At 72.5% G+C, this 21925-nt stretch carries 17 protein-coding genes and 1 riboswitch; of the genes, 10 read left to right on the forward strand and 7 right to left on the reverse strand.

The genetic code is table 11. The annotated features are described in order from the left end of the window. Positions 1-171 precede the first annotated feature (171 nt). Positions 172-1014, forward strand: a complete 843-nt coding sequence (locus tag ACFRAV_RS20380) for a serine protease (RefSeq protein ID WP_382557566.1) — start codon at positions 172-174, stop codon at positions 1012-1014. 196 nt (positions 1015-1210) lie between these two features. Here ACFRAV_RS20380 and ACFRAV_RS20385 read toward each other — a convergent pair whose 3' ends face one another. Continuing rightward, complete coding sequence (locus ACFRAV_RS20385) at positions 1211-1444, reverse strand: hypothetical protein (protein WP_108952024.1); 234 nt, start codon at positions 1442-1444, stop codon at positions 1211-1213. A 453-nt stretch (positions 1445-1897) separates the two neighbouring features. Between ACFRAV_RS20385 and ACFRAV_RS20390 the strand changes: the two genes are divergently transcribed. The 3 genes from ACFRAV_RS20390 to ACFRAV_RS20400 all read left to right on the forward strand — a co-directional run bounded on the left by ACFRAV_RS20390 (position 1898) and on the right by ACFRAV_RS20400 (position 6366). Next, positions 1898-4021, forward strand: coding sequence for a type IIA DNA topoisomerase subunit B (locus ACFRAV_RS20390; protein WP_382557568.1), 2124 nt, complete (start codon positions 1898-1900; stop codon positions 4019-4021). A gap of 237 nt (positions 4022-4258) precedes the next feature. Continuing rightward, positions 4259-4777: a DUF485 domain-containing protein gene (locus ACFRAV_RS20395; protein WP_382557569.1), complete on the forward strand. Its 519-nt coding sequence runs from the start codon at positions 4259-4261 to the stop codon at positions 4775-4777. Further along, entirely contained in the window at positions 4774-6366 is a 1593-nt protein-coding gene (locus ACFRAV_RS20400) for a cation acetate symporter (protein ID WP_382557570.1), read from the forward strand. Before ACFRAV_RS20395 ends, ACFRAV_RS20400 begins: the two co-directional genes overlap by 4 nt. A gap of 145 nt (positions 6367-6511) precedes the next feature. On the opposite strand, the gene ACFRAV_RS20405 is transcribed toward ACFRAV_RS20400, so the two are convergent. From ACFRAV_RS20405 to ACFRAV_RS20415, 3 genes are all read right to left on the reverse strand, one after another. After that, positions 6512-7459, reverse strand: coding sequence for a sucrase ferredoxin (locus tag ACFRAV_RS20405; protein ID WP_382557572.1), 948 nt, complete (start codon positions 7457-7459; stop codon positions 6512-6514). A 132-nt stretch (positions 7460-7591) separates the two neighbouring features. After that, on the reverse strand, positions 7592-7831 hold the full coding sequence (locus ACFRAV_RS20410) for a hypothetical protein (RefSeq protein WP_382557574.1): 240 nt from the start codon (positions 7829-7831) through the stop codon (positions 7592-7594). 221 nt (positions 7832-8052) lie between these two features. Beyond that, complete coding sequence (locus tag ACFRAV_RS20415; RefSeq protein ID WP_382557576.1) at positions 8053-8601, reverse strand: DUF6082 family protein; 549 nt, start codon at positions 8599-8601, stop codon at positions 8053-8055. A gap of 334 nt (positions 8602-8935) precedes the next feature. Between ACFRAV_RS20415 and ACFRAV_RS20420 the strand changes: the two genes are divergently transcribed. Next, positions 8936-10084 carry a CobW family GTP-binding protein gene (locus ACFRAV_RS20420; RefSeq protein ID WP_382557578.1) on the forward strand — a complete coding sequence of 383 codons (1149 nt, stop codon included), beginning with the start codon at positions 8936-8938 and terminating at the stop codon, positions 10082-10084. A gap of 83 nt (positions 10085-10167) precedes the next feature. Here ACFRAV_RS20420 and ACFRAV_RS20425 read toward each other — a convergent pair whose 3' ends face one another. Together ACFRAV_RS20425 and ACFRAV_RS20430 are read right to left on the reverse strand one after the other, a co-directional pair. Continuing rightward, entirely contained in the window at positions 10168-12630 is a 2463-nt protein-coding gene (locus ACFRAV_RS20425; RefSeq protein ID WP_382557579.1) for a DNA topoisomerase (ATP-hydrolyzing) subunit A, read from the reverse strand. 125 nt (positions 12631-12755) lie between these two features. After that, the gene (locus ACFRAV_RS20430; protein ID WP_382557581.1) at positions 12756-13199 is read right to left on the reverse strand and encodes a hypothetical protein; all 444 of its coding nucleotides are present in this window, start codon (positions 13197-13199) and stop codon (positions 12756-12758) included. Between the two features lie 287 nt (positions 13200-13486). On the opposite strand from ACFRAV_RS20430, the gene ACFRAV_RS20435 reads away from it, so the two are divergent. From ACFRAV_RS20435 to ACFRAV_RS20450, 4 genes are all read left to right on the forward strand, one after another. Further along, a complete protein-coding gene (locus ACFRAV_RS20435; protein WP_382557582.1) occupies positions 13487-14842 on the forward strand; it encodes a M16 family metallopeptidase in 1356 nt (451 codons plus the stop codon). Further along, positions 14839-16227: a M16 family metallopeptidase gene (locus ACFRAV_RS20440; RefSeq protein ID WP_382557584.1), complete on the forward strand. Its 1389-nt coding sequence runs from the start codon at positions 14839-14841 to the stop codon at positions 16225-16227. The genes ACFRAV_RS20435 and ACFRAV_RS20440 overlap by 4 nt, the downstream gene beginning before the upstream one ends. Before the next feature lie 227 nt (positions 16228-16454). After that, a riboswitch (cyclic di-AMP (ydaO/yuaA leader) is annotated at positions 16455-16624 on the forward strand. 13 nt (positions 16625-16637) lie between these two features. Then, positions 16638-17390, forward strand: coding sequence for a M23 family metallopeptidase (locus ACFRAV_RS20445; protein WP_382557586.1), 753 nt, complete (start codon positions 16638-16640; stop codon positions 17388-17390). Between the two features lie 183 nt (positions 17391-17573). Continuing rightward, positions 17574-18281 carry a GntR family transcriptional regulator gene (locus tag ACFRAV_RS20450; RefSeq protein WP_382557588.1) on the forward strand — a complete coding sequence of 236 codons (708 nt, stop codon included), beginning with the start codon at positions 17574-17576 and terminating at the stop codon, positions 18279-18281. 187 nt (positions 18282-18468) lie between these two features. On the opposite strand, the gene ACFRAV_RS20455 is transcribed toward ACFRAV_RS20450, so the two are convergent. Next, the gene (locus ACFRAV_RS20455) at positions 18469-18816 is read right to left on the reverse strand and encodes an HPr family phosphocarrier protein (protein WP_382557590.1); all 348 of its coding nucleotides are present in this window, start codon (positions 18814-18816) and stop codon (positions 18469-18471) included. 87 nt (positions 18817-18903) lie between these two features. Between ACFRAV_RS20455 and ACFRAV_RS20460 the strand changes: the two genes are divergently transcribed. Next, positions 18904-21915 carry a GNAT family N-acetyltransferase gene (locus tag ACFRAV_RS20460; protein ID WP_382557592.1) on the forward strand — a complete coding sequence of 1004 codons (3012 nt, stop codon included), beginning with the start codon at positions 18904-18906 and terminating at the stop codon, positions 21913-21915. Positions 21916-21925 lie beyond the last annotated feature (10 nt).

The following is a 21925-nucleotide window of genomic DNA, read 5'->3' on the forward strand; positions in this document are numbered from 1 at the left end:
CCGGGTCGTCCGGGCCCCGGCCCCCGGGGGGGGGCGCGCGGGGTTTAAACCCCCGGCCTCGCCCCGCCCCCCGGGGGGGGCTCGGGGGCATCCGCGTCGTCCGACCTGTGGAGGAAGCCCCGCCTGGATTACTTTGGGTCGACACATGGTCGACCCGGAGTGAGGGATGTTATGCGTTTTCTCCCAGCCGTGGGGGTCGCGGCGGTGGCCTCGTCGCTGGCGGCGCTGGTGCCGGCCGCGCCGGCGGCGGCCGACGCCGAGTCCGTCCGCGGGGCCGCGTCGCGGGTCGTCGTCGGCGGGTTCCCGGTGGAGGTGGAGCAGGCCCCGTGGACCGTGGCGATCTCCAGCCGGGCGCTCTTCGGCACGACGCGGGCGGGCCACTTCTGCGGCGGCGCGGTGATCGGCGCCAGGACCGTCCTGACGGCCGCGCACTGCCTCGGGGGGAGCGTCCTCGGCAGAGTGCCGCAGCAGGTCCCCGACCTCACGGTGATCGCGGGACGCTCCGAGCTGACCGGCCGAGGAGGCCAGGAGATCCGGGTGCGGGACACCTGGGTGAATCCGGAGTACGACGACGTCACGAACGCCGGCGACTTCGCGGTGCTCACGCTGGCGGAGCCGCTGCCGCGAAGCTCGGTCGTCAAGGCGGCGCCCGCCGGGGACGGCGCCTACCGGCCGGGGACGGCCGCCACGGTCTACGGCTGGGGCGACGTCACCGGGTCCGGCGCCTACGCGCGGTCGCTCAGAGCGGCGCGGGTGCACGTGCTGGAGGACGCCTACTGCCAGGAGGCCTATCCGGGAGGTGCTGAGGGCGCCTACACGCCCGGCGCGATGCTGTGCGCCGGAGAGCCCGGCGGCGGCCCCGACGCCTGCCAGGGGGACAGCGGAGGCCCTCTGGTGGCCAAGGGCCGGCTGATCGGGCTGGTCTCCTGGGGCAGCGGGTGCGGGCAGTCCCGCAAGCCCGGGGTCTACACGAGGGTGTCCGAGGTCGTGCGGACGCTGGCGCGGCGGCCCTGAGGCCCTGCCGGACGGCGGGGCGGGGACCGGGCCGGGCCGGACAGGGCCGGAACCGGCCGGGCCGCACAGGGCCGGAAGGGGGACGACGGGCCCCGGGACGAGCAGAGGCGGCCGACCTCCCTGGTGGGGGAGGCGGCCGCCTTTGTCACCCTGCCTGTGCCGGGTTAGCTCGTCGTGGGACGGAGTGTCGGCGCTCTCAGCGCTCTCCGTCGGGGTCGGCTGCCGGGCCGGAGGACGTCAGTCGCTCCGTCTCGTCCTGTATCTCGGCGGCGATCTTCTTGAGTTCCGGCTCGAACTTGCGGCCGTGGTGGGCGCAGAAGAGCAGTTCTCCGCCGCTCAGCAGGACGACGCGCAGGTATGCCTGGGCGCCGCAGCGGTCGCAGCGATCGGCGGCCGTCAGCGGGCTCGCGGGGGTCAGAACAGTAGTCACGTCGCCTCTTCTCTAGCTCGACGAGCTGTCGTACCAGGGTCAACATCCAACCAGGCCGAAAACGTTCCCGCTCGCGGCTTTTCCTCGAAAGATTTCTCAGCGAGGCGGCTGTCTGCTGCCGGTTGGCGGCGAATGTGCCGTAGTGCGTGTCTTGCTGCCGTACGGGTTCGCGCTTCTTCCAGTGTCGGTCCTCCGGCGACCGAACGCCGCTTGTTGAGGAGGACGTGCCCGGAGCCTAAAGGGTTCATGCCTGCCGCGGAACGTGATGTGTGCTTCACTCCCCCGAGGTATCGAACGGGCATGCGATTCTGGCTTAGGGTTTGACCGGGGACGAGGGTGGCGTTACACCGGCCTCATCAGGCCTCGGTACTCTCTGGAGCGGCGACCGAGCCGTGGGGCGTCCCCTGGCGACGCCAAGACATGCCCAGAAAAATTCAGCGAGGAGCGAACCGCGTGACCGCCGACACGTCCGTGCCGTCCACAGCGTTGCTGACCGGAGCAGATCGGGACGGTTCCAACTACACCGCGCGGCACCTTCTCGTCCTGGAGGGACTCGAGGCCGTCCGCAAGCGCCCCGGCATGTACATCGGCTCCACGGACAGCCGTGGCCTGATGCACTGCCTGTGGGAGATCATCGACAACTCCGTCGACGAGGCCCTGGGCGGCTACTGCGACCACATCGAGGTCATCCTCCACGACGACGCCTCGGTCGAGGTCCGGGACAACGGCCGCGGCATCCCCGTGGACGTCGAGCCCAAGACCGGCCTCTCCGGTGTCGAGGTCGTGATGACCAAGCTGCACGCCGGCGGCAAGTTCGGCGGCGGCTCCTACGCGGCCTCCGGCGGCCTGCACGGCGTCGGCGCCTCCGTGGTGAACGCCCTCTCGGCCCGGCTGGACGTGGAGGTCGACCGCGACGGGCACACCCATGCGATCGGTTTCCGCCGCGGCGTCCCGGGGGAGTTCTCCGGACGGGGCGAGAGCGCGAAGTTCCAGCCCGGCAGCGGTCTGCGCAAGGCGCGCAAGATCCCCAAGAGCCGCACCGGTACCCGCGTCCGCTACTGGGCGGACCGCCAGATCTTCCTGAAGGACGCCAAGCTCTCGCTGGAGAACCTGCACCAGCGCGCCCGGCAGACCGCCTTCCTGGTCCCCGGGCTCACCATCGTGGTGCGTGACGAGTTCGGCCTCGGCGAGGGCGGGAGCAAGGGCGAGGAGTCGTTCCGCTACGACGGCGGCATCAGCGAGTTCTGCGAGTACCTCGCCTCCGACCGCCCGATCTGCGACGTGCTGCGCTTCTCGGGCCAGGGCACCTTCAAGGAGACCGTGCCGGTCCTCGACGAGCACGGGCAGATGACGCCGACCGAGGTCACCCGGGAGCTCGGGGTGGACGTCGCGATGCGCTGGGGCACCGGCTACGACACCACGCTCCGGTCCTTCGTCAACATCATCGCCACGCCCAAGGGCGGCACCCATGTGGCCGGATTCGAGCAGGCCGTGGCCCGCACGATGAACGAGGTGCTGCGCTCCAAGAAGATGCTCCGCGTCGCCGAGGACGACATCGTCAAGGACGACGCCATGGAGGGCATGACCGCGGTGGTCACGGTCCGGCTCGCCGAACCGCAGTTCGAGGGGCAGACCAAGGAGGTGCTGGGCACCTCGGCGGCCCGCCGGGTGGTCAACCAGGTCGTCTCCAAGGAGCTCAAGGCGTTCCTGACCTCGGCCAAGCGGGACGCGGCCCAGCAGGCGCGCTCGGTCCTGGAGAAGGCCGTGGCGGCCGCCCGCACCCGGATCGCGGCCCGTCAGCACAAGGACGCCCAGCGTCGCAAGACGGCCCTGGAGTCCTCCTCGCTCCCGGCGAAGCTGGCCGACTGCCGCAGCGACGACGTGGACCGCAGCGAGCTCTTCATCGTCGAGGGCGACTCCGCCCTCGGCACCGCGAAGCTGGCCCGCAACTCCGAGTTCCAGGCGCTCCTGCCGATCCGGGGCAAGATCCTCAACGTGCAGAAGTCGTCGGTCAGCGACATGCTGAAGAACGCCGAGTGCGGCGCGATCATCCAGGTCATAGGGGCCGGGTCGGGGCGCACCTTCGACATCGACGCGGCGCGTTACGGCAAGATCATCATGATGACCGACGCCGACGTGGACGGCTCGCACATCCGCTGCCTGCTGCTGACCCTCTTCCAGCGTTACATGCGTCCCATGGTCGAGGCCGGCCGGGTCTTCGCCGCTGTGCCGCCGCTGCACCGGATCGAGCTGGTCCAGCCCAAGCGCGGCCAGGACAAGTACGTCTACACCTACTCGGACCGTGAGCTGCGCGAGACGCTGCTCGAGTTCGAGCGCAAGGGTGTCCGGGTCAAGGACTCCATCCAGCGCTACAAGGGCCTGGGCGAGATGGACGCCGACCAGCTCGCGGAGACCACCATGGACCCGCGGCACCGCACGCTGCGGCGGATCAACCTCTCCGACCTGGAGGCGGCCGAACAGGTCTTCGACCTCCTGATGGGCAACGACGTGGCCCCCCGCAAGGAGTTCATCTCCAGCTCCGCCGCGACCCTGGACCGTTCCCGGATCGACGCCTGACGGGCGCCGCCCGCACCGTCGCCCGCCTCCGCCCGGACGTCCCTGGACGCCCGGGCGGAGGCGTGTCCGTCCCCGGGCGGTCTCCCGCCGCGTGCGTCACCTCCTGGTCGGCACGTGCGTCACCCGTGCGGGAGCAACGCCTGTGACGGTTGACCTTTCGGTCACCTGATGGGGTGAGAGATCTGCCGAAAGAGTCCGGGAAGTTCACGGTCTGTCCATCATTGTTCCTACGGCCGAATGGAGCCGTGGGACAAGGAGATTTCGGTGAACAAGCACGACGGTCGCGACACCGGAGAGGTGCGGTTCGACGACCCCTGGTACGACGCACTCGCCTTTGGCTGGGGTGAGACGGACGGCACGGGGGAGCGGACTCCCGCGGTGCCGGCCGCGCGCCAGGTGCGGGAGGAGAGCAGCGACCGCGCGGCCGCCGACGTCTACCTGGAGGTGCAGCGCAGCGCAGCCTTCCAGGAGGTGCGCAGCCGCTACCGGAAGTTCGTGGTTCCCGCCTTCGTCTCCTTCTTCCTCTGGTACGTCGCCTACGTGGTCGCCGCCACCACGGCGGTGGACTTCATGGCCACCCCGGTGGCGGGCTCGGTGAACGTCGCGATGCTGGCCGGCCTCGGCCAGTTCCTCACCACCTTCGCCCTGACCTGGGGGTACGCCCGCCACGCCCGGCTCCGCCGGGACCGCGCGGCCCTCCAGCTGCGCTGGGACACCCAGGAGCTCACCCGCGGCGCGCGGGGCGGTGCGGCATGACGGGCAACCACCAGTCCCTGGTCCTGGTCCTCTTCAGCGTCTTCGTGGCGGTCACCCTCGGCATCACCACCTGGGCCGGCCGTAACCGGCACGGTTCGACCGAGGAGTTCTACACGGGGAGCCGCCTCTTCTCCCCGGTGGAGAACGGCCTGGCCATCGCGGGCGACTACATGTCGGCCGCGTCGTTCCTCGGCATCTCGGGGCTGATCGCCCTCTTCGGCTACGACGGCATGCTCTACTCGGTCGGCTTCCTGGTCGCCTGGCTGGTCGTCCTGCTGCTGGTGGCCGAGCTGGTCCGCAACTGCGGCCGGTTCACGCTGGCGGACGTGCTCGCGGCCCGGATGCGGGAGCGTCCGGTGCGGATCGCGGCCGGCACCTCCTCGGTGATCGTCTCGGTCCTCTACCTGGTCGCCCAGATGGTCGGCGCCGGCAGCCTGGTCGCCCTGCTCCTGGGCGGCTCGGGCAGTGCGGCCCAGACCTGGACGGTCATCGGCGTCGGCGCCCTGATGGTCGTCTACGTGTCCCTGGGCGGTATGCGGGCCACCACTTGGATCCAGATCGTGAAGGCCGTCCTGCTGCTGGTGGGCACGCTGGTGCTGGGCGTCCTGGTGATGGTCCGCTTCGGCGGCGACTTCAACGCGCTGCTCAGCTCCGCCGCCGACAACAGCGGCTTCGGCGCGGCCTTCCTGGCTCCCGGCCTGGAGTACGGCGGGAGCTGGACGGACCGGCTGGACTTCATCAGCCTGGGCCTCGCCCTGGTCCTCGGCACGGCCGGGCTCCCGCACATCCTGTCGCGCTTCTACACCGTGCCCACGGCCCGCGCCGCCCGCCGCTCCGTGGTGTGGGCGATCGGCCTGATCGGCGGCTTCTACCTGATGACGATCCTGCTGGGCTTCGGCGCCGCGGCGATCGTCGGCAGCGACGAGGTCCGCAGGTCGAACGAGGCCGGCAACACCGCGGTGCCCCTGCTGGCCCTGAACCTGGGCGGCGGAGCCGACTCGACGGGCGGTCCGGTGCTGTTCGCGGTGGTGGCGGCGGTCGCCTTCGCCACCATCCTCGCGGTGGTCGCCGGCGTGACGCTCTCCTCGTCCGCGTCGGTCGCGCACGACCTGTACGCCTCGTTCCGCCGCAAGGGCGCCAAGCCGCGCAGCGAGGTCGCCGTGGCCCGGGTCGCCGCGGTGGGCATCGGCGTCGTCGCGATCGGCCTCAGCCTGCTGTCCGGCGGGCTGAACGTCGCCTTCCTGGTCGGTCTCGCCTTCGCCGTGGCGGCCTCGGCGAACCTTCCGGTGCTGCTGTTCACGCTCTTCTGGCGCCGCTTCACCACCCGGGGCGCCATCTGGTCGGTGTACGGGGGTCTCGTGCCGGCGGTGGCGCTCGTCGTCTTCTCGCCGGTCGTCTCCGGCCGGCCGACGTCCATGTTCCCCGGCGCGGACTTCGCGCTCTTCCCCCTGGAGAACCCGGGCCTGATCTCCATCCCGTTGGGCTTCGTGGCGGGATGGGTCGGCACGGTGACCTCCTCCGAGGAGCCGGACGAGGCGAAGCACGCCGAGACCGAGGTGCGGTCGCTGACCGGAGCGGGAGCGGTCTGACCCCGCCCCGCGCCCTCGGGGGCGCCCCGGCCGCCTTTCGGGTGCCGGGTGCCGGAGACCTGCCGGGAGCCCGGCGCACGCAGGTGGGTGCGCCGGGCTCCCGGCCGTCCGCGATGTCTGCGATGTCCGGGCCCGTTCAGGGCGGTCAGGGCGTCTCGCGCACCTCGACGACGTCCATACGGGCGGGAGACCCGAGCGGTGCCCCACAGCTCTGCGGGCGGGGCGGCGCGGCCGCCGCCTCGGCGACGACCACGCGCCACCGGCGGCCGTCGGCGTGCGTCACGACGACCTCCCACAGCGGCGGGTCCTGCTCGGCGGCGCCTGCCGGGACCCGGTGGACGCCGGTGACGTCCAGGGCGTCCGCGACGGTCTCCCCGATCCGTGTCCGCACGGCCAGTTCCGCCGCCTGACCCGGCCGCGCCCAGGCCGAGCGGCCCCGGCAGTGCTCGGTGACCACCTGACCGTCCCTGGCGCGGTGCAGGATCTCCTTCACGGCCGGCGCGTCGACCCGGCCGTACGCGTACCCGTGCGGCAGGACCAGCAGGGTGGGCGAGAAGCGGTGGCCGCCGAGGTGGGTGATCTCCCAGGTGCCCGTCACATGGGAGGCGGCAAGTTCGGCGGCGAGCGGCCGGCCCAGCAGGGCGCAGCAGCGGTCCCGCCGTCCGTTGGTGCACACGAACGCCAAGGGGAAGCCGGTGTGCGGCGAGGCGTCGGGCAGGGCGGCGTCGAAGGCATCCGGCTCGCCGCGGCCGAGTGCCGCGAAGTCGATGTCCAGCAGCCGCTCGGGCTCGCGGGTGAGGGCGCCCAGCACCCAGTCGTTGCGGGGGGCCGTGTGTGCGGCGTACACCCGCCGCAGCGGGGGAGTCCCGTGGTCCGCGTGCGGTCCGGGTCGCCGGATCAGAGCCACCCGCACCCCGCTGCCCTCCGCGGCGTCCTCCAGGGCACGCCCCAGCGCGGGGTCCAGCCGGCTCTCCGTGAGCGCCTTGGGCCCCCAGGGACCGGGCTGCTCGATCAGCAGCCACGTCCGCGCGTGCACCGCGGTTCCGGCGATCGGCTCGTCCAGGACCCGTGACACGGTTGCGCACCTACTCACACAGGTGAGCCTAACCTGGCTGGTGGGACGCGTGCGGCCTGGCGGGGCGCGTTCGGGGGACGGAGGGGAATGTGTGGATGGCCCCGGCACCGCCTTCGCGCCGGGGCCATCCTCGTCGGTCCTGGGCCGGCCCTAGGCGTCCGGGATGTCGGCCTTGGCGCGTACCAGCGTGTCCCTGCTGATGATCACGATGCGTTCGTAGTCTGCGCGAGAGGCGTCGGGCGGGAGTTCGCCGTCGAGCCTGGTAGTCGCCTCGGTGCCGATCACCGCGAAGTTCCCGTCGGACAATTCAAAAATATCCGGGCAATTGGCGCCGCTGACGCTGCCACGAGCGGTCGGCGGCACGCCGATCCGACGGACGATCCGTGTCACTGTTGAGTTCCTCTTGTCGTGCGTTGAAGGGCCCGGCACTACGCGACCGCCCGAGCGGGGCATGAACCCTGTGGGGTTGCTCCTCCGGCGGCGGTGGGGCGGCAGATGAAGGGCTGCTGCATGGGTGCATGCGAGTCAAGTCCCGTTGCGATGGCTTCAACGGCCGAGTTATCGATCCGTAATGGGCACGCGCCCGAAAAGCCGCTCCCTGGCACGGCACGTCACTCCCCGGGCGGATCTCCGACCACCCACCAGTCGTCGTCCTCCGTGGCTTCGAGAGCTTCCAGTAGATCGTCGATGACACGGCCGCGCCGTGCCTCGTCGGAGTCGGACAGGACGGTGAACCGATGACCCCGGGTCGCGTGCCAGTACTCCCTCATGCGGGCGTTCTGCATGAGGCCCCGGGCGTACCCGAGGAACTCCTCCTCGGTCACGTTGCCGAGGCGAAGGTAGTTCAGCAGGTTCGTGTACGCCGCGTTGGCGAAGAGGTACTGGCGGCGCTTGCGCGGGGTGATGTCCGGGTCGTCGTAGACGTCGAGGACCTCCGCGAGGTCCGGGTCGTCGATGGCCTTGCTGAGGAGTTCCCAGTGCTGGCGCATCTGGGTCGAGAGATTCGCCTCGCGCTGGATCGCGCGGCCCTGCGCGAGGTGCTGCTCCAGGGTTCCCCGGAGTTCGTCGAGCGCCCGGCGCTGGACGGCGGTCGCGGTGATCGCGCCGGCGGCGGCGCCGAGGCACGCCACCGCCAGAGAGCGTAAAAACTGTGTGGCCATGTCAATCCCCCGTATCGGACGACCCCGCGCCGGTCGTCGGGTCGGTGCGGGTCGACACGGGCGGGGACCGGCGGGCGGTGGGCGATGCTGCGTGCTGCCGCTCCCCAGGATGCCGAGCGGCTCTGATCGGCGGGAGGCGGAGAGGGAGGCGCACGGAGGGACGTGCGGGTCACCCGGACCGGCGCCATGCTGAAACGTTTGCCCATCGGTGGGAGCGAACAATCGTTCACCGGAAGCCGTTTCGCAGGCCTCATATCCTGGCGGCGGCACTGGGAGTCGATCGGAAGTGAGCAGCGTGCGCCGGGGCGCGCGGTGCGACGAGAGAGGGCGCGTCATGAGCAGTGGGACCCCGCACACCCCGCAGATTCCGGTCGTCGTGCTGGCGGGGTTCCTGGGGGCGGGGAAGACCACCCTCCTGAACCACCTGCTGCACAACAGCGGTGGCAGCCGCATCGGCGTGGTGGTGAACGACTTCGGCGCCATCGAGATCGACGCCCTGGCGGTGGCCGGCGCGCTGGGCGACTCCACCGTGTCGCTGGGCAACGGCTGCCTGTGCTGCGCCGTGGACGTCGGGGAACTGGACGAGTACCTGGGCAGGCTGGCCCGGTCGCCCTCGGGGATCGACGTGATCGTGATCGAGGCGAGCGGGCTGGCGGAGCCGCAGGAGCTGGTGCGGATGGTGCTGGCCAGCGAGCAGCCGGAGGTCGTCTACGGCGGGCTGGTGGAGGTGGTGGACGCGGCCGAGTTCGGGGAGACCCGGGAGCGGCACCCGGAGATCGACCGGCACCTGGCCCTCGCCGACCTGGTGGTGGTCAACAAGACCGACCGGGCCGAGGACGTGGAGGCCGTGCTGCGCGCGGTGCGGGAGGCGGCCGACGGGGCCGCCGTGGTGCGGGCGACGCACGGGCGCGTCGACCCGGACTTCCTGTTCGACTGCCGGCCGTCGCAGGAGCGGGTCGGGCAGCTGTCCTTCGACGACGTGGACCTCTACGGCGACGGCGACGGCAGCGGCGGCGAGCACGGCGAAGGGGACGAGCAGCGCGCCGAGGGGAACGGGCACGGCGGGCACCTGCACGCCGGGTACGAGAGCGTGTCCTTCACGTCGGCGCGGGCGATGGACCCGCGGCGGCTGATGCGGTTCCTCGACGAGCGGCCCCACGGGCTGTACCGGATCAAGGGGTACGTGGACTTCGGCGCGTACGACCCGGGGAACCGGTACCTGGTGCACGCCGTCGGGCGGTTCCTGCGCTTCTACCCCGAGCCGTGGAAGCGGCGGGAGGAGCGGGGCACCGCCCTGGTGCTCATCGGGTCCGGGATCGACGCGGCGGGGCTGGAGAAGGAGCTCGCCGGCTGTGTGGGCGGGACGCCCGGGGAGGCGGACGAGCACGGCATGTGGGGGGTGCTGCGGTACGTGCAGGGGGAGGACGACGCGGACCTGGTGGCGCCCGAGGACGACGCGGAGCTGGTCACGCCCGAGGAGTAGCCCCGGCGGAGAACGCCAGGGCCCTCGGAGAACGCCAGGGCCCCCCGCGGAGGTCGCGGAGGGCCCTGGCGGAGGCGGTCAGGTCACGCGGGACCGGCGGCCACCGCGACCGTCTTCGGCAGGCCCACGCCCGAACCGTCGCGTCGCGGATCCATCTCCGGAACCTCGGCCGGCATGCCGTTCTTCTGCGCGGCGTGCACCGGTGCCGGGCCCGCCCAGGCGAGGGAGAGACAGTCCTCGCCCTTGAGGAAGCGCTGGCAGCGCACGCCGCCGGTGGCCCGGCCCTTGCGTGGGTACTGGTCGAACGGCGTCAGCTTGGCCGTGGTCTGCACCGAGTCGTCGAGCGTGCCGCGCGAGCCGGCGACGGTCAGGACCACCGCCTCCTGGCCCGGGTCCACCGCGGTGAACGAGATGACCTTGGCGCCGTCCGCCAGCTTGATGCCGGCCACGCCGCCCGCCGGGCGGCCCTGCGGACGGACCAGGGAGGCCTGGAAGCGCAGCAGTTGGGCGTCGTCGGTGATGAAGACCAGGTCCTCGTCGCCGGTGCGCAGCTCCACCGCGCCGACGATCCGGTCGCCTTCCTTGAGGCCGATGACCTCGAGTTCGTCCTTGCCCGCCGGGTAGTCCGGCACCACGCGCTTGACGATGCCCTGCAGCGTGCCGACCGCGAGGCCGGGGGAGGACTCGTTCAGCGAGGTCAGGCAGATCACCGTCTCGTCGTCCTCGAAGGAGACGAACTCGGCGAGCGGCGCGCCTCCGGAGAGGTTGGGCGTGGTGCCCGCCGCGATCTCGGGGAGCATCGGCAGGTCCACCACGTTGACGCGCAGCAGCCGCCCGGTGGAGGTGACCACGCCGATCTCGCCGCGCGCGGTGGTGTCCACCGCGGAGACGATCACGTCGTGCTTGACCCGCTTGGCGTTCTTGACGGCGGGGAAGGGATCGGCGTCGGCCGTGCGGGCCAGCAGGCCGGTGGAGGAGAGCAGCACCCGGCACGGGTCGTCCGCCACCTGGAGCGGCAGGGCGGCCGGGGTGTCCGCGGACTCCAGCAGCACGGTGCGCCGCGGGGTGCCGAACTTCTTCGCGACGGCGGCCAGTTCGGCGGAGACCAGCTTGCGCAGCTCGGCGTCGGAGTCCAGGATCCGGGTCAGCTCCGCGATCTCCGCGGTGAGCCGCTCCTTCTCCGCCTCCAGCTCGATGCGGTCGAACTTGGTGAGGCGGCGCAGCGGCGTGTCGAGGATGTACTGGGTCTGGATCTCCGACAGCGCGAAGGACTCCATCAGGCGCTGCTTGGCCTGGGCGGAGTTGTCGCTGGAGCGGATCAGCCGGATGACCTCGTCGATGTCGATGAGCGCGGTCAGCAGGCCCTCGACCAGATGCAGCCGGTCGCGCTTCTTGCCGCGGCGGAACTCCGAGCGGCGGCGCACCACGGTGAAGCGGTGGTCGAGGTAGACCTCGAGGAGCTCCTTGAGGCCGAGCGTGAGCGGCTGGCCGTCCACCAGGGCGACGTTGTTGATGCCGAAGGACTCCTCCATCGGCGTCAGCTTGTACAGCTGCTCCAGCACGGCCTCGGGGACGAAGCCGTTCTTGATCTCGATGACCAGGCGCAGCCCGTGCTCGCGGTCGGTGAGGTCCTTGACGTCGGCGATGCCCTGGACCTTCTTGGAGCTCACCAGGTCCTTGATCTTGGCGATCACCTTCTCGGGACCCACCGAGAAGGGCAGTTCGGTGACGACCAGGCCCTTGCGGCGGGCGGTGACCTGCTCGACGGCGACCGTCGCGCGGATCTTGAAGGTGCCGCGGCCCTTCTCGTAGGCGTCGCGGATGCCGGACAGGCCGACGACGCGGCCGCCGGTGGGCAGGTCCGGGCCGGGAACGTGCTTCATCAGCGCGTCGAGGTCGGCGTGGGGGTACCGGATCAGGTGCCGGGCGGCGGCGACGACCTCGCCGAGGTTGTGCGGCGGCATGTTGGTGGCCATGCCCACCGCGATGCCGGAGGCGCCGTTGACCAGCAGGTTCGGGAAGGCGGCGGGCAGCGCCACCGGCTCCCGCTCCTGGCCGTCGTAGTTGGGCTGGAAGTCGACCGTGTTCTCGTCGATCGACTCCGTCATCAGGCTCGTCGCGTCGGCCATCCGGGCCTCGGTGTACCGCATGGCGGCCGGCGGGTCGTCGTTGCCGAGGGAGCCGAAGTTGCCGTGGCCGTCGACCAGCGGGACGCGCATGGAGAACGGCTGGGCGAGCCGGACCAGCGCGTCGTAGATCGACGTGTCGCCGTGCGGGTGGAGCTTGCCCATGACCTCGCCGACGACGCGGGCGCACTTCACGTACCCGCGGTCGGGGCGCAGGCCCATCTCGTTCATCTGGTAGACGATCCGCCGGTGCACCGGCTTGAGACCGTCACGCGCGTCGGGCAGCGCGCGGGAGTAGATGACCGAGTAGGCGTACTCGAGGAAGGAGCCCTGCATTTCGTCCACGACGTCGATGTCGAGGATCCGCTCCTCGAAAGCATCGTCATCGGGTCGCGCTGTCTTCGTGCTGCGGCGGGCCATCGCTGCCGGGCTCCTTCACGGTCTTGCGAGCATGAACGGGGACTGTCGCGCACCATTGTGGCCCTCGCCGCCGACACCTCGGACCGCGCCCCCGCCGGTGACGCCCCGGGACGGGCGCCCGGAGCTCAGGCCCGGCGCAGGCTGTCGATCATTCCTCCCCATTCCGGCCCGTCCCACTCGATGACGACGGCGGAGCCGTCGGACTTCATCTTCAGGGTTCCCTTCGTGCGCGCGGGGTCCGGCTTCGCGCAGTCCAGGGTGATCCGCGGCTTCTCGGTGCCGACGCCCTCGAGGGAGCCCGGGCAGGCGAGCTCGCCGGTGGTGACGACCTTCCCCCCGGTGATCTTCAACGTCTCGACGGGGCTGTCGTTGATGGGGCGCCAGGTGCCGTCGAACCCCTGCTCCGGGGCCGGGGCCTGCGAGGACCGCTCGGCCGGCTGCGAGGCCTTCGGAGCGGTCTTCGAGGCGGCCGGGCCCTTCGCCCCGTCGTCGCCGTCGGAGCCGGAGCAGCCGGAGAGGAGCAGAGCGCCCAGCCCCAGAAGGGCGGCGGCGGTCAAGGCCTTGCACATGGAACGTCCTTTCACTTCATTCACGGCGGACGACGCCGGCCGGTGGACGGCGCCCATCCCAGCACACCCGCGCGTCCCGGGGCGATCGGGGTCGCGGCCGCCGGAGCGGCCGGCCGACGGGAGCACCTCGCGGCCGTCCACGCGGCCGGTGAAGCTCCCGGCGGGCCGGAGTGTCCCCGGATCGGGCGGCAATGTGACGTATCGGGAACCTCACGGCAACCGCCCTCGGTTGCATAGAGTGACAGGCAGTCCGGACACACAAGTTTCAGGCGAGCGAAGGGACGTACATGCCCATGGGTCACACGGCCACAGCCGAGGCAGGCTCAGGAGGCCTCACAGCTACCGAGCACCGCCTTGCCAACGGGCTCCGCGTGGTGCTCTCGGAGGACCACCTGACCCCGGTCGCCGCGGTGTGCCTCTGGTACGACGTCGGCTCCCGGCACGAGGTCCAGGGCCGCACCGGCCTCGCCCACCTCTTCGAGCACCTGATGTTCCAGGGCTCGGCCCAGGTGAAGGGCAACGGTCACTTCGAGCTGGTGCAGGGAGCCGGAGGTTCCCTCAACGGCACCACCAGCTTCGAGCGCACCAACTACTTCGAGACCATGCCGGCCCACCAGCTGGAGCTCGCGCTCTGGCTGGAGGCAGACCGGATGGGCTCCCTGCTCACCGCCCTCGACGACGAGTCGATGGAGAACCAGCGCGACGTCGTCAAGAACGAACGCCGCCAGCGGTACGACAACGTCCCCTACGGCACGGCCTTCGAGAAGATCTTCGCGCTGGCCTACCCCGAGGGCCACCCGTACCACCACACCCCGATCGGCTCCATGGCCGACCTGGACGCCGCCACCCTGGAGGACGCCCGCGCGTTCTTCCGCACCTACTACGCGCCCAACAACGCGGTGCTGTCGGTGGTCGGCGACATCGACCCGGAGCAGACCCTGGCCTGGGTCGAGAAGTACTTCGGCTCCATCGCCTCCCACGACGGCAAGCCCGCCCCGCGGGACGGAGCGCTGCCGGAGGTCGTCGGCGGGGAGATCCGCGAGGTCGTCCGCGAGGAGGTCCCGGCCCGCGCCCTGATGGCCGGCTACCGCCTGCCCGAGGACGGCACCCGTGCCTGCGACGCCGCCGACGTGGCGCTGACCATCCTCGGCTACGGCGAGTCCTCCCGCCTCTACAACCGCCTGGTGCGCCGCGACCGCACCGCGGTGACGGCCGGTTTCGGCCTGCTGCGGCTGGCCGGAGCGCCCTCGCTGGGCTGGCTGGACGTCAAGACCTCCGGCGACGTCGAGGTGCCGGTCATCGAGGCCGCCGTCGACGAGGAGCTCGCGCGGCTCGCCGCCGAGGGCCCGACGGCCGAGGAGATGGAGCGCGCCCAGGCACAGCTGGAGCGCGAGTGGCTGGACCGCCTCGGCACGGTCTCCGGGCGCGCCGACGAACTGTGCCGGTACGCCGTCCTGTTCGGCGACCCGCAGCTCGCGCTGACCGCCGTGGAGCGGGTGCTGGAGGTGACGCCGGAGGAGGTCCAGGAGGTCGCCAAGGCCCGTCTGCGCCCCGACAACCGGGCGGTCCTGGTGTACGAACCGATCACTCCCGAGGGCGCGGACGCCGACGGCGACGAGGACGAAGAGGAGGAGGCCAAGTGACCGACCTGGCCACCATGGAGTTCCACCCCCAGCCGCAGGCCGGCGAGCCCAAGCCGTGGGCGTTCCCCGCGCCCGAGCGCGGTGCCCTCGACAACGGCCTGACCGTCCTGCGCTGCCACCGCCCCGGCCAGCAGGTCGTGGCCGTCGAGGTGCTGCTGGACGCCCCGCTGGACGCCGAGCCGCTCGGCCTGGACGGTGTCGCCACCATCATGGCGCGCGCCTTCGCCGAGGGCACCGACAAGCACTCCGCCGAGGACTTCGCCGCCGAACTCGAGCGCTGCGGCGCCACCCTGGACATGCACGCCGACCACCCCGGCGTGCGGGTCTCCCTGGAGGTCCCCGCCTCCCGGCTGCCCAAGGCGCTGGGTCTGCTGGCCGACGCGCTGCGCGCCCCGGCGTTCGCCGAGGACGAGGTCTCCCGCCTGGTGCGCAACCGGCTCGACGAGATCCCGCACGAGCTGGCCAACCCGGCCCGCCGTGCCGCCAAGGAGCTCTACAAGGAGCTCTTCCCGGCGAACTCGCGGATGGCGCGCCCCCGTCAGGGCACCGAGGACACCGTCGAGAAGATCGACGCGGCCGCCGTGCGCGCCTTCTACGAGCGGCACGTCCGTCCGGCCACCTCGACCGCCGTGGTGGTCGGTGACCTCACGGGCGTCGACCTGGACGCCCTGCTGGCCGAGACCCTGGGCGCCTGGAAGGGCTCCCAGGCCGCCCCGCGCGCGGTGCCGGCGGTGACGTCGGACGACACCGGCCGCGTGGTGATCGTGGACCGTCCCGGCTCCGTCCAGACCCAGTTGCTGATCGGCCGCACCGGCCCGGACCGGCACGACCGGGTCTGGCCGGCCCAGGTGCTCGGCACCTACTGCCTGGGCGGCACGCTCACCTCCCGCCTGGACAAGGTGCTGCGCGAGGAGAAGGGCTACACGTACGGCGTCCGCGCCTTCGGGCAGGTCCTGCGTTCCGCCCCCGACGGTTCGGGCGCCGCGATGCTGGCGATCAGCGGCTCGGTGGACACCCCCAACACCGGCCCCGCGCTGCAGGACCTGTGGCAGGTGCTGCGCACCCTCGCCGAGGGCGGCCTGACCGACACCGAGCGGGACACCGCCGTGCAGAACCTGGTGGGCGTGGCGCCGCTGAAGTACGAGACGGCCGCCGCGGTCGCCGGCACGCTGGCCGACCAGGTGGAGCAGCACCTGCCGGACGACTTCCAGGCGACGCTCTATCAGCAGCTCGTCGCCACCGGCACGGTGGAGGCCACCGCAGCCGTGGTGAGCGCCTTCCCGGTGGACCGTCTGGTGACGGTCCTGGTCGGCGACGCCGCGCAGATCGCCGGCCCGGTGCGTGAGCTGGGCATCGGCGAGGTGACCGTGGTGAGCGCCGAGTAGCGGCCCGTCCAGGGCGGTTTCGGGCCCCGGTGAGCCTTACGGCCGCCGGGGCCCGCTTCGTTCGGTCCGGCACCGGCTCGTCCGGGAGCCGTGCGATGCGCGTAGAAGGGTCCGGTTTGCCCTGTGGCGTGCGCTACAAAAGTCTTGATCCGTTTGTTATCCGATTGATCACCCAACTAGCTTCGATCCGGCTGCCCGCCACACCTGTGCTCCGCATCCGCGGCGCCGGGCAGTCATCGCCTAATCCCCGTACGGCGCGAGCCAGGGGAGCCGGGGACCCAACCGAGCGGTACCCCTGGGGTGAATCGGGCGCCTTCCGCCACGCGGGAGGAACCCGTAGGAGACCTTCCTGCTCCGAACCCGACAGCTAACCCGGCAGGCGAGAGGGAAGGAAAGGACTCAGCCACTTCATGGCGTTCAACTGCGCCCCCGGCAGGCACCGTCGTCCCGGCCGGACCAGCCGCACCACCGCCGGCCTGGCGGGCCTCGCCGCTCTCACCACCACCGGCGTCGTCGGCACCCTCGCCAGCCCCGCCGTCGCCGCGGAGGCCCCCGCCGAGACCAGTGGCCTGCTTCCCGTCGTCACCATCGGCGACACCGTCGCCGAGCAGATCGACGAGCAGGCCGAGGCCCAGGAGCGGGCCGCCGTCGAGGCCGCCGCCCGCGCCGCGGCCGCCGAGAAGGCCCGTGCCGAGCGTGAGGCCGCCGAGGAGCGCGCCGCCCGCGAGGCCGAGCGTGAGCGCCTCCGCCGCCTCAACATGTTCGTCAGCCCGATCGCCGGGTCCTACGTCTCCACCTCCTACCAGGCGGGCGGCGGCATCTGGTCCTCCGGCAGCCACACCGGCATCGACTTCCACGCCGCCTCCGGCACCCCGGTCCGCTCCGTGGGCCGCGGCACCGTCGTCGAGGCCGGCTGGGGCGGGGCCTACGGCTACCAGGTCGTCGTCAAGATGCACGACGGCACGTACACCCAGTACGGCCACCTGTCCTCGGTCAGCGTGGCCGTCGGCCAGGCGGTCACCCCGGGCGCCCACCTCGGCCGCTCCGGCGCCACCGGCAACGTCACCGGCCCGCACCTGCACTTCGAGGCCCGCACCTCCCCGGAGTACGGCAGCGACATCGACCCCGTCGCCTACCTCCGCTCCCACGGCGTGAACCTCTGACGTCACCCACGCGAAAGCCCCCCGTCCCGGTTTCCGGGACGGGGGGCTTTTTCGTCGTTCCGGACGGTATCCGGGCGCACCGGGCGGGGGAGCGGCCGAAAATTCCCTCTCCCGTGCGGCTTCCCGTCGGAAATTCACGCGCATTGCCTTAGAGTCGCCTTATTCATCGAGGCGGAGGTCGGCATGCGTATTCCCGCGCATTCGGTATGCACGGCGATCCGGGACGACATCGTCGCCGGGGTCCACGAGCGCGGGACCCGGCTGACCGAGGAACTCCTCGCCCGCCGCTACGGCGTCTCCCGCGTCCCGGTCCGCGAGGCGCTGCGCACCCTGGAGGCCGAGGGCTTCGTGGTCACCCGGCGGCACGCCGGCGCCTGCGTGGCGGAGCCGACCGAGCAGGAGGCCGCCGACCTGCTGGAGATGCGGCTGCTGCTGGAGCCGCTGGGCGCCGCCCGGGCCGCCCAGCGGCGCACCGAGGCCCACCTCAAGGTGCTCCGCGGCCTGGTCAGGCTGGGTCAGGAGCGGGCCCGGCGCGGATACGGGGAGGAGCTGCGGTCGCTGGGCGGCTGGTTCCACGAGACGCTGGCCCAGGCCTGCGGGAGCGCCGCGCTGACCACCACGCTCACCCAGCTGCGGCACAAGATCGCCTGGATGTACGCACTGGATCCGCTGCCCGCGCCCGTGGAGACCTGGGCCGAGCACGGCGCCATCGTGGACGCCGTGGCCCGGGGAGACGGGGAGCGGGCCCGGCAGGTGACCGCCCTGCACACCGAGCGCTCGACCGTGCTGTACCGGCTGCGCATTCCCGGTCAGAACCGCGGGGGCGCGGCGCGCGCGGACGGCGTGAGGACCTCGCAACATGCCGTAAACATGAATGGCCTCCGTAATTAACAAGAGGGCCGTATACAAGAGGCGGGTGCGCGGGTGCAATTCCCGCTCCGTCGTTCGGTGTGCCTTTCCAGGGCCGGTTCTGCAATTCCCGCCGTGCGGTCATTCGTGGGGTGCGATGCATTCGTGTTCCTGTTCGCGCGAGATATTCGCGCGCGGCGCAATTCGGCGGGCCCCGGTCCCGCCCCGCTCACAGCTCCGCCTCCCCCGGGCGCTCCGGACGGTCCACGGACAGCAGCTCCGCCAGTTCGTCGAGCACCTTCTCCACGCCCCCGGCCTCCGCACCCGCACCTGCACCCGCACCCGCCCCGGTGCCGTCGCCGTCGCCGTCGCAGGAGAGCACCACCTCCTCGCCGCGGCGCACCCCCAGCCCCAGCACTCCGAGGATCGACCCGCCGTTCACCGGCCCCACCCCCGCGCCGTCCGCCCGGGCCACCCGCACCGGCAGCCCCGAGTCCTGCACGGCCCGCACGAAACGCGCGGCCGGCCGCGCGTGCAGACCGTCCGGCGCGGCCACCCTGACCCGGCGTTCGGGCATCTCCGGTACCTCCTGTCCTCACCGTCCGCGCGCCTCGCGCGCATCACCACGGGCCCCGATCGGGGCCACGAGCCGTAGGCTTGCCGCATGCAGAGCCCGTCGGACCGTCACGAGTACCCCGCGCACTGGGAAGCCGACGTGGTGCTCCGCGACGGCGGCATCACCCACGTCCGGCCCATCACCGAGGACGACGCGGAACGCCTGGTCAGCTTCTACGAGCAGGTCTCCGACGAGTCGAAGTACCTGCGCTTCTTCTCGCCGTACCCGCGTCTGTCCGCCAAGGACGTGCACCGGTTCACCCATCACGACTACGTGGACCGGGTCGGCCTCGCCGCCACCGTGGGCGGCGAGTTCATCGCCACCGTCCGCTACGACCGGGTCGACGCCGACGGCATGCCCGCCTCCGCGCCCGCAGACGAGGCCGAGGTCGCCTTCCTGGTCCAGGACGCGCACCAGGGGCGCGGGGTCGCCTCCGCGATGCTCGAGCACATCGCCGCGGTGGCCCGGGAGCGAGGCGTGCGCCGCTTCGCCGCCGAGGTGCTGCCGGGCAACACCAAGATGATCAAGGTGTTCACGGACGCCGGGTACGCCCAGAAGCGCAGTTTCGAGGAGGGCGTGGTCCGCCTCCACCTCGACCTCGAGCCCACCGACCGTTCGCTCGCCGTCCAGCAGGCCCGTGAACAGCGCGCCGAGGCGCGCTCCGTGCGCCGGCTGCTCGCGCCCGGGTCGGTGGCCGTGATCGGAGTGAGCCGCGCCCCGGGCGGCGTCGGCCGCGGCGTGCTGGAGCACCTGCGCGACGGCGGCTTCACCGGCGCGCTGCACGCCGTCAACGCCGCCTTCCCCGCCGACCTCGCCCACGTCGACGGCGTTCCCGCGTGCCGCTCGCTGACCGAGATCGACGGACCCGTCGACCTCGCCGTGGTGGCCGTGCCGGCCGACCGGGTGCCCGAGGTGGTCGACGAGTGCGGGGCGCACGGGGTGCAGGGGATGGTGGTGCTCTCCGCCGGGTACGCCGAGCTCGGCCCCGAAGGGCTCGAGCGGCAGCGCCGACTCGTGCGCCGCGCCCGCGCGTTCGGCATGCGCGTGATCGGCCCCAACGCGTTCGGCGTGGTCAACACCGCCGACGGGGTCCGCCTCAACGCCTCCCTCGCCCCCGAGATGCCGCGGGCCGGGCGGATCGGCCTGTTCACCCAGTCCGGGGCGATCGGCGTCGCCCTGCTCTCCCGCCTGCACCGGCGCGACGGCGGCGTCACCGGGGTCACCGGCGTCTCCACCTTCGTCTCGGCCGGGAACCGCGCCGACGTCTCCGGCAACGACGTGCTGCAGTACTGGTACGACGACCCGGAGACCGACGTCGCGCTGATGTACCTCGAATCCATCGGCAACCCGCGGAAGTTCAACCGCCTCGCGCGGCGCACCGCCGCCGCCAAGCCGCTGGTCGTGGTGCAGGGGGCCCGGCACAGCGGCGTGCCGCAGGGGCACGCCGTGCGCGCGACCCGCCTTCCGCACGACACCGTCTCCGCGCTGCTGCGACAGGCCGGGGTCATCCGCGTGGACACCATCACCGAGTTGGTCGACGCCGGGCTGCTGCTGGCCCGTCAGCCGTTGCCGGGCGGGCCGCGGGTGGCGATCCTCGGCAACTCCGAGTCGCTGGGCCTGCTCACCTACGACGCCTGCCTCGCCGAGGGGCTCGAGCCGCAGCGCCCGCTGGACCTCACCACGGACGCGACCCCGGACGACTTCCACCGGGCGCTCTCCCGCGCGCTGGCCGACCCGGGCTGCGACGCCGTGGTGGTCACCGCCATCCCGCGCATCGACGAGGCGACCGGCGCCGGGGGCGCCGCCGCCGACGCGGAACTCGCCGAGGCGCTGCGCACCGCGGGCGCGCTGGCGCCCGACAAGCCCGTCCTGGTCGTGCACGTCGAGCTCGGCGGCCTCGCCGAGGCGCTCTCCGCCGCCGCGGTCACCGCGCCCCGGTCCCGGTCCCGGTCCGGCGAGGGCGTCCACCTCGCCGACGGGACCGAACCGCCGCGGGCCCCGGCGGGTGCGGGCAGCGAGGAGAAGGCCGAAGAGAGCCGTCAGCGCTTGATCCCCGCCTACCCCGCCGCCGAGCGCGCCGTCCGCGCCCTCGCCGAGGCGGTCCGGTACGCCGACTGGCGGCGGTCGGCGGCGGACTCCGGGAGGGTGCCGGAGTTCGAGGACATCGACGAGAAGGAGACCGCGGCCTTCGTCACCACCCTCCTCGCCCGCACCGCGGCGGACCCGAGCGGCCCGGCCGTCGCGGCTTCCGCCGGCGTGAACGGCCCCGTAGCCCCGGCCGGGGTGAGCGGCCCGGCCCCCGCGGACGCGAACGGACCCATGGCCGCCGCCCCCGCCTCCACGAGCGGCCCGGACGCGGCCCCCGCCGCCCTGGGCCCCGACCTAGGTCCCGAGGACACCCGCGACCTGCTGCGCCGCTACGGCATCCCCGTGCGCCGCGCCGTCCCCGCGGCCACCGCGGACGATGCCGTCGCCGCCGCCGGGCGGCTCGGCTTCCCGGTGGCCCTCAAGACCACCGCCCCCCACCTGCGGCACCGCGCCGACCTCGGCGGCGTCCGCCTCGACCTCGCCGACGAGGACCAGGTCCGCCGCGCCTTCGCCGAGCTGGCCGACCTCTTCGGCGGGGCCGACGAGGTCCGCCCGGTGGTCCAGCAGATGGCACCGCGCGGCGTGGACACCGTGGTGCGCGCGGTGATCGACCCGGCCGCCGGGCCGGTGCTCTCCTTCGGCCTGGCCGGCGCCCCCTCCCAGCTCCTGGGAGACCTCTCGCACCGGCTGATCCCGGTCGCCGACCGCGACGCCGCCTCGATGATCCGCTCGGTGCGCACCGCCCCGCTCCTGTTCGGCTGGCGCGGCGCCGCCCCCGTGGACACCGACGCCCTCGAACAGCTGCTCCTGCGGGTCTCGCGGCTGGTGGACGACCACCCGGAGGTGGTGGCCGTCACACTGGAACCCGTGGTCGTCGCCCCCCGCGGCGTGAGCGTGCTCGGCGCCTCGGTACGGCTGGCGCCCCCGCCCGCCCGCGACGACCAGGGACCCCGTACGCTGCCGGAGTACTGACCGGCCGGGC

This window comes from Streptomyces sp. NPDC056600 (assembly GCF_042792855.1).
Lineage (GTDB): Bacteria > Actinomycetota > Actinomycetes > Streptomycetales > Streptomycetaceae > Streptomyces.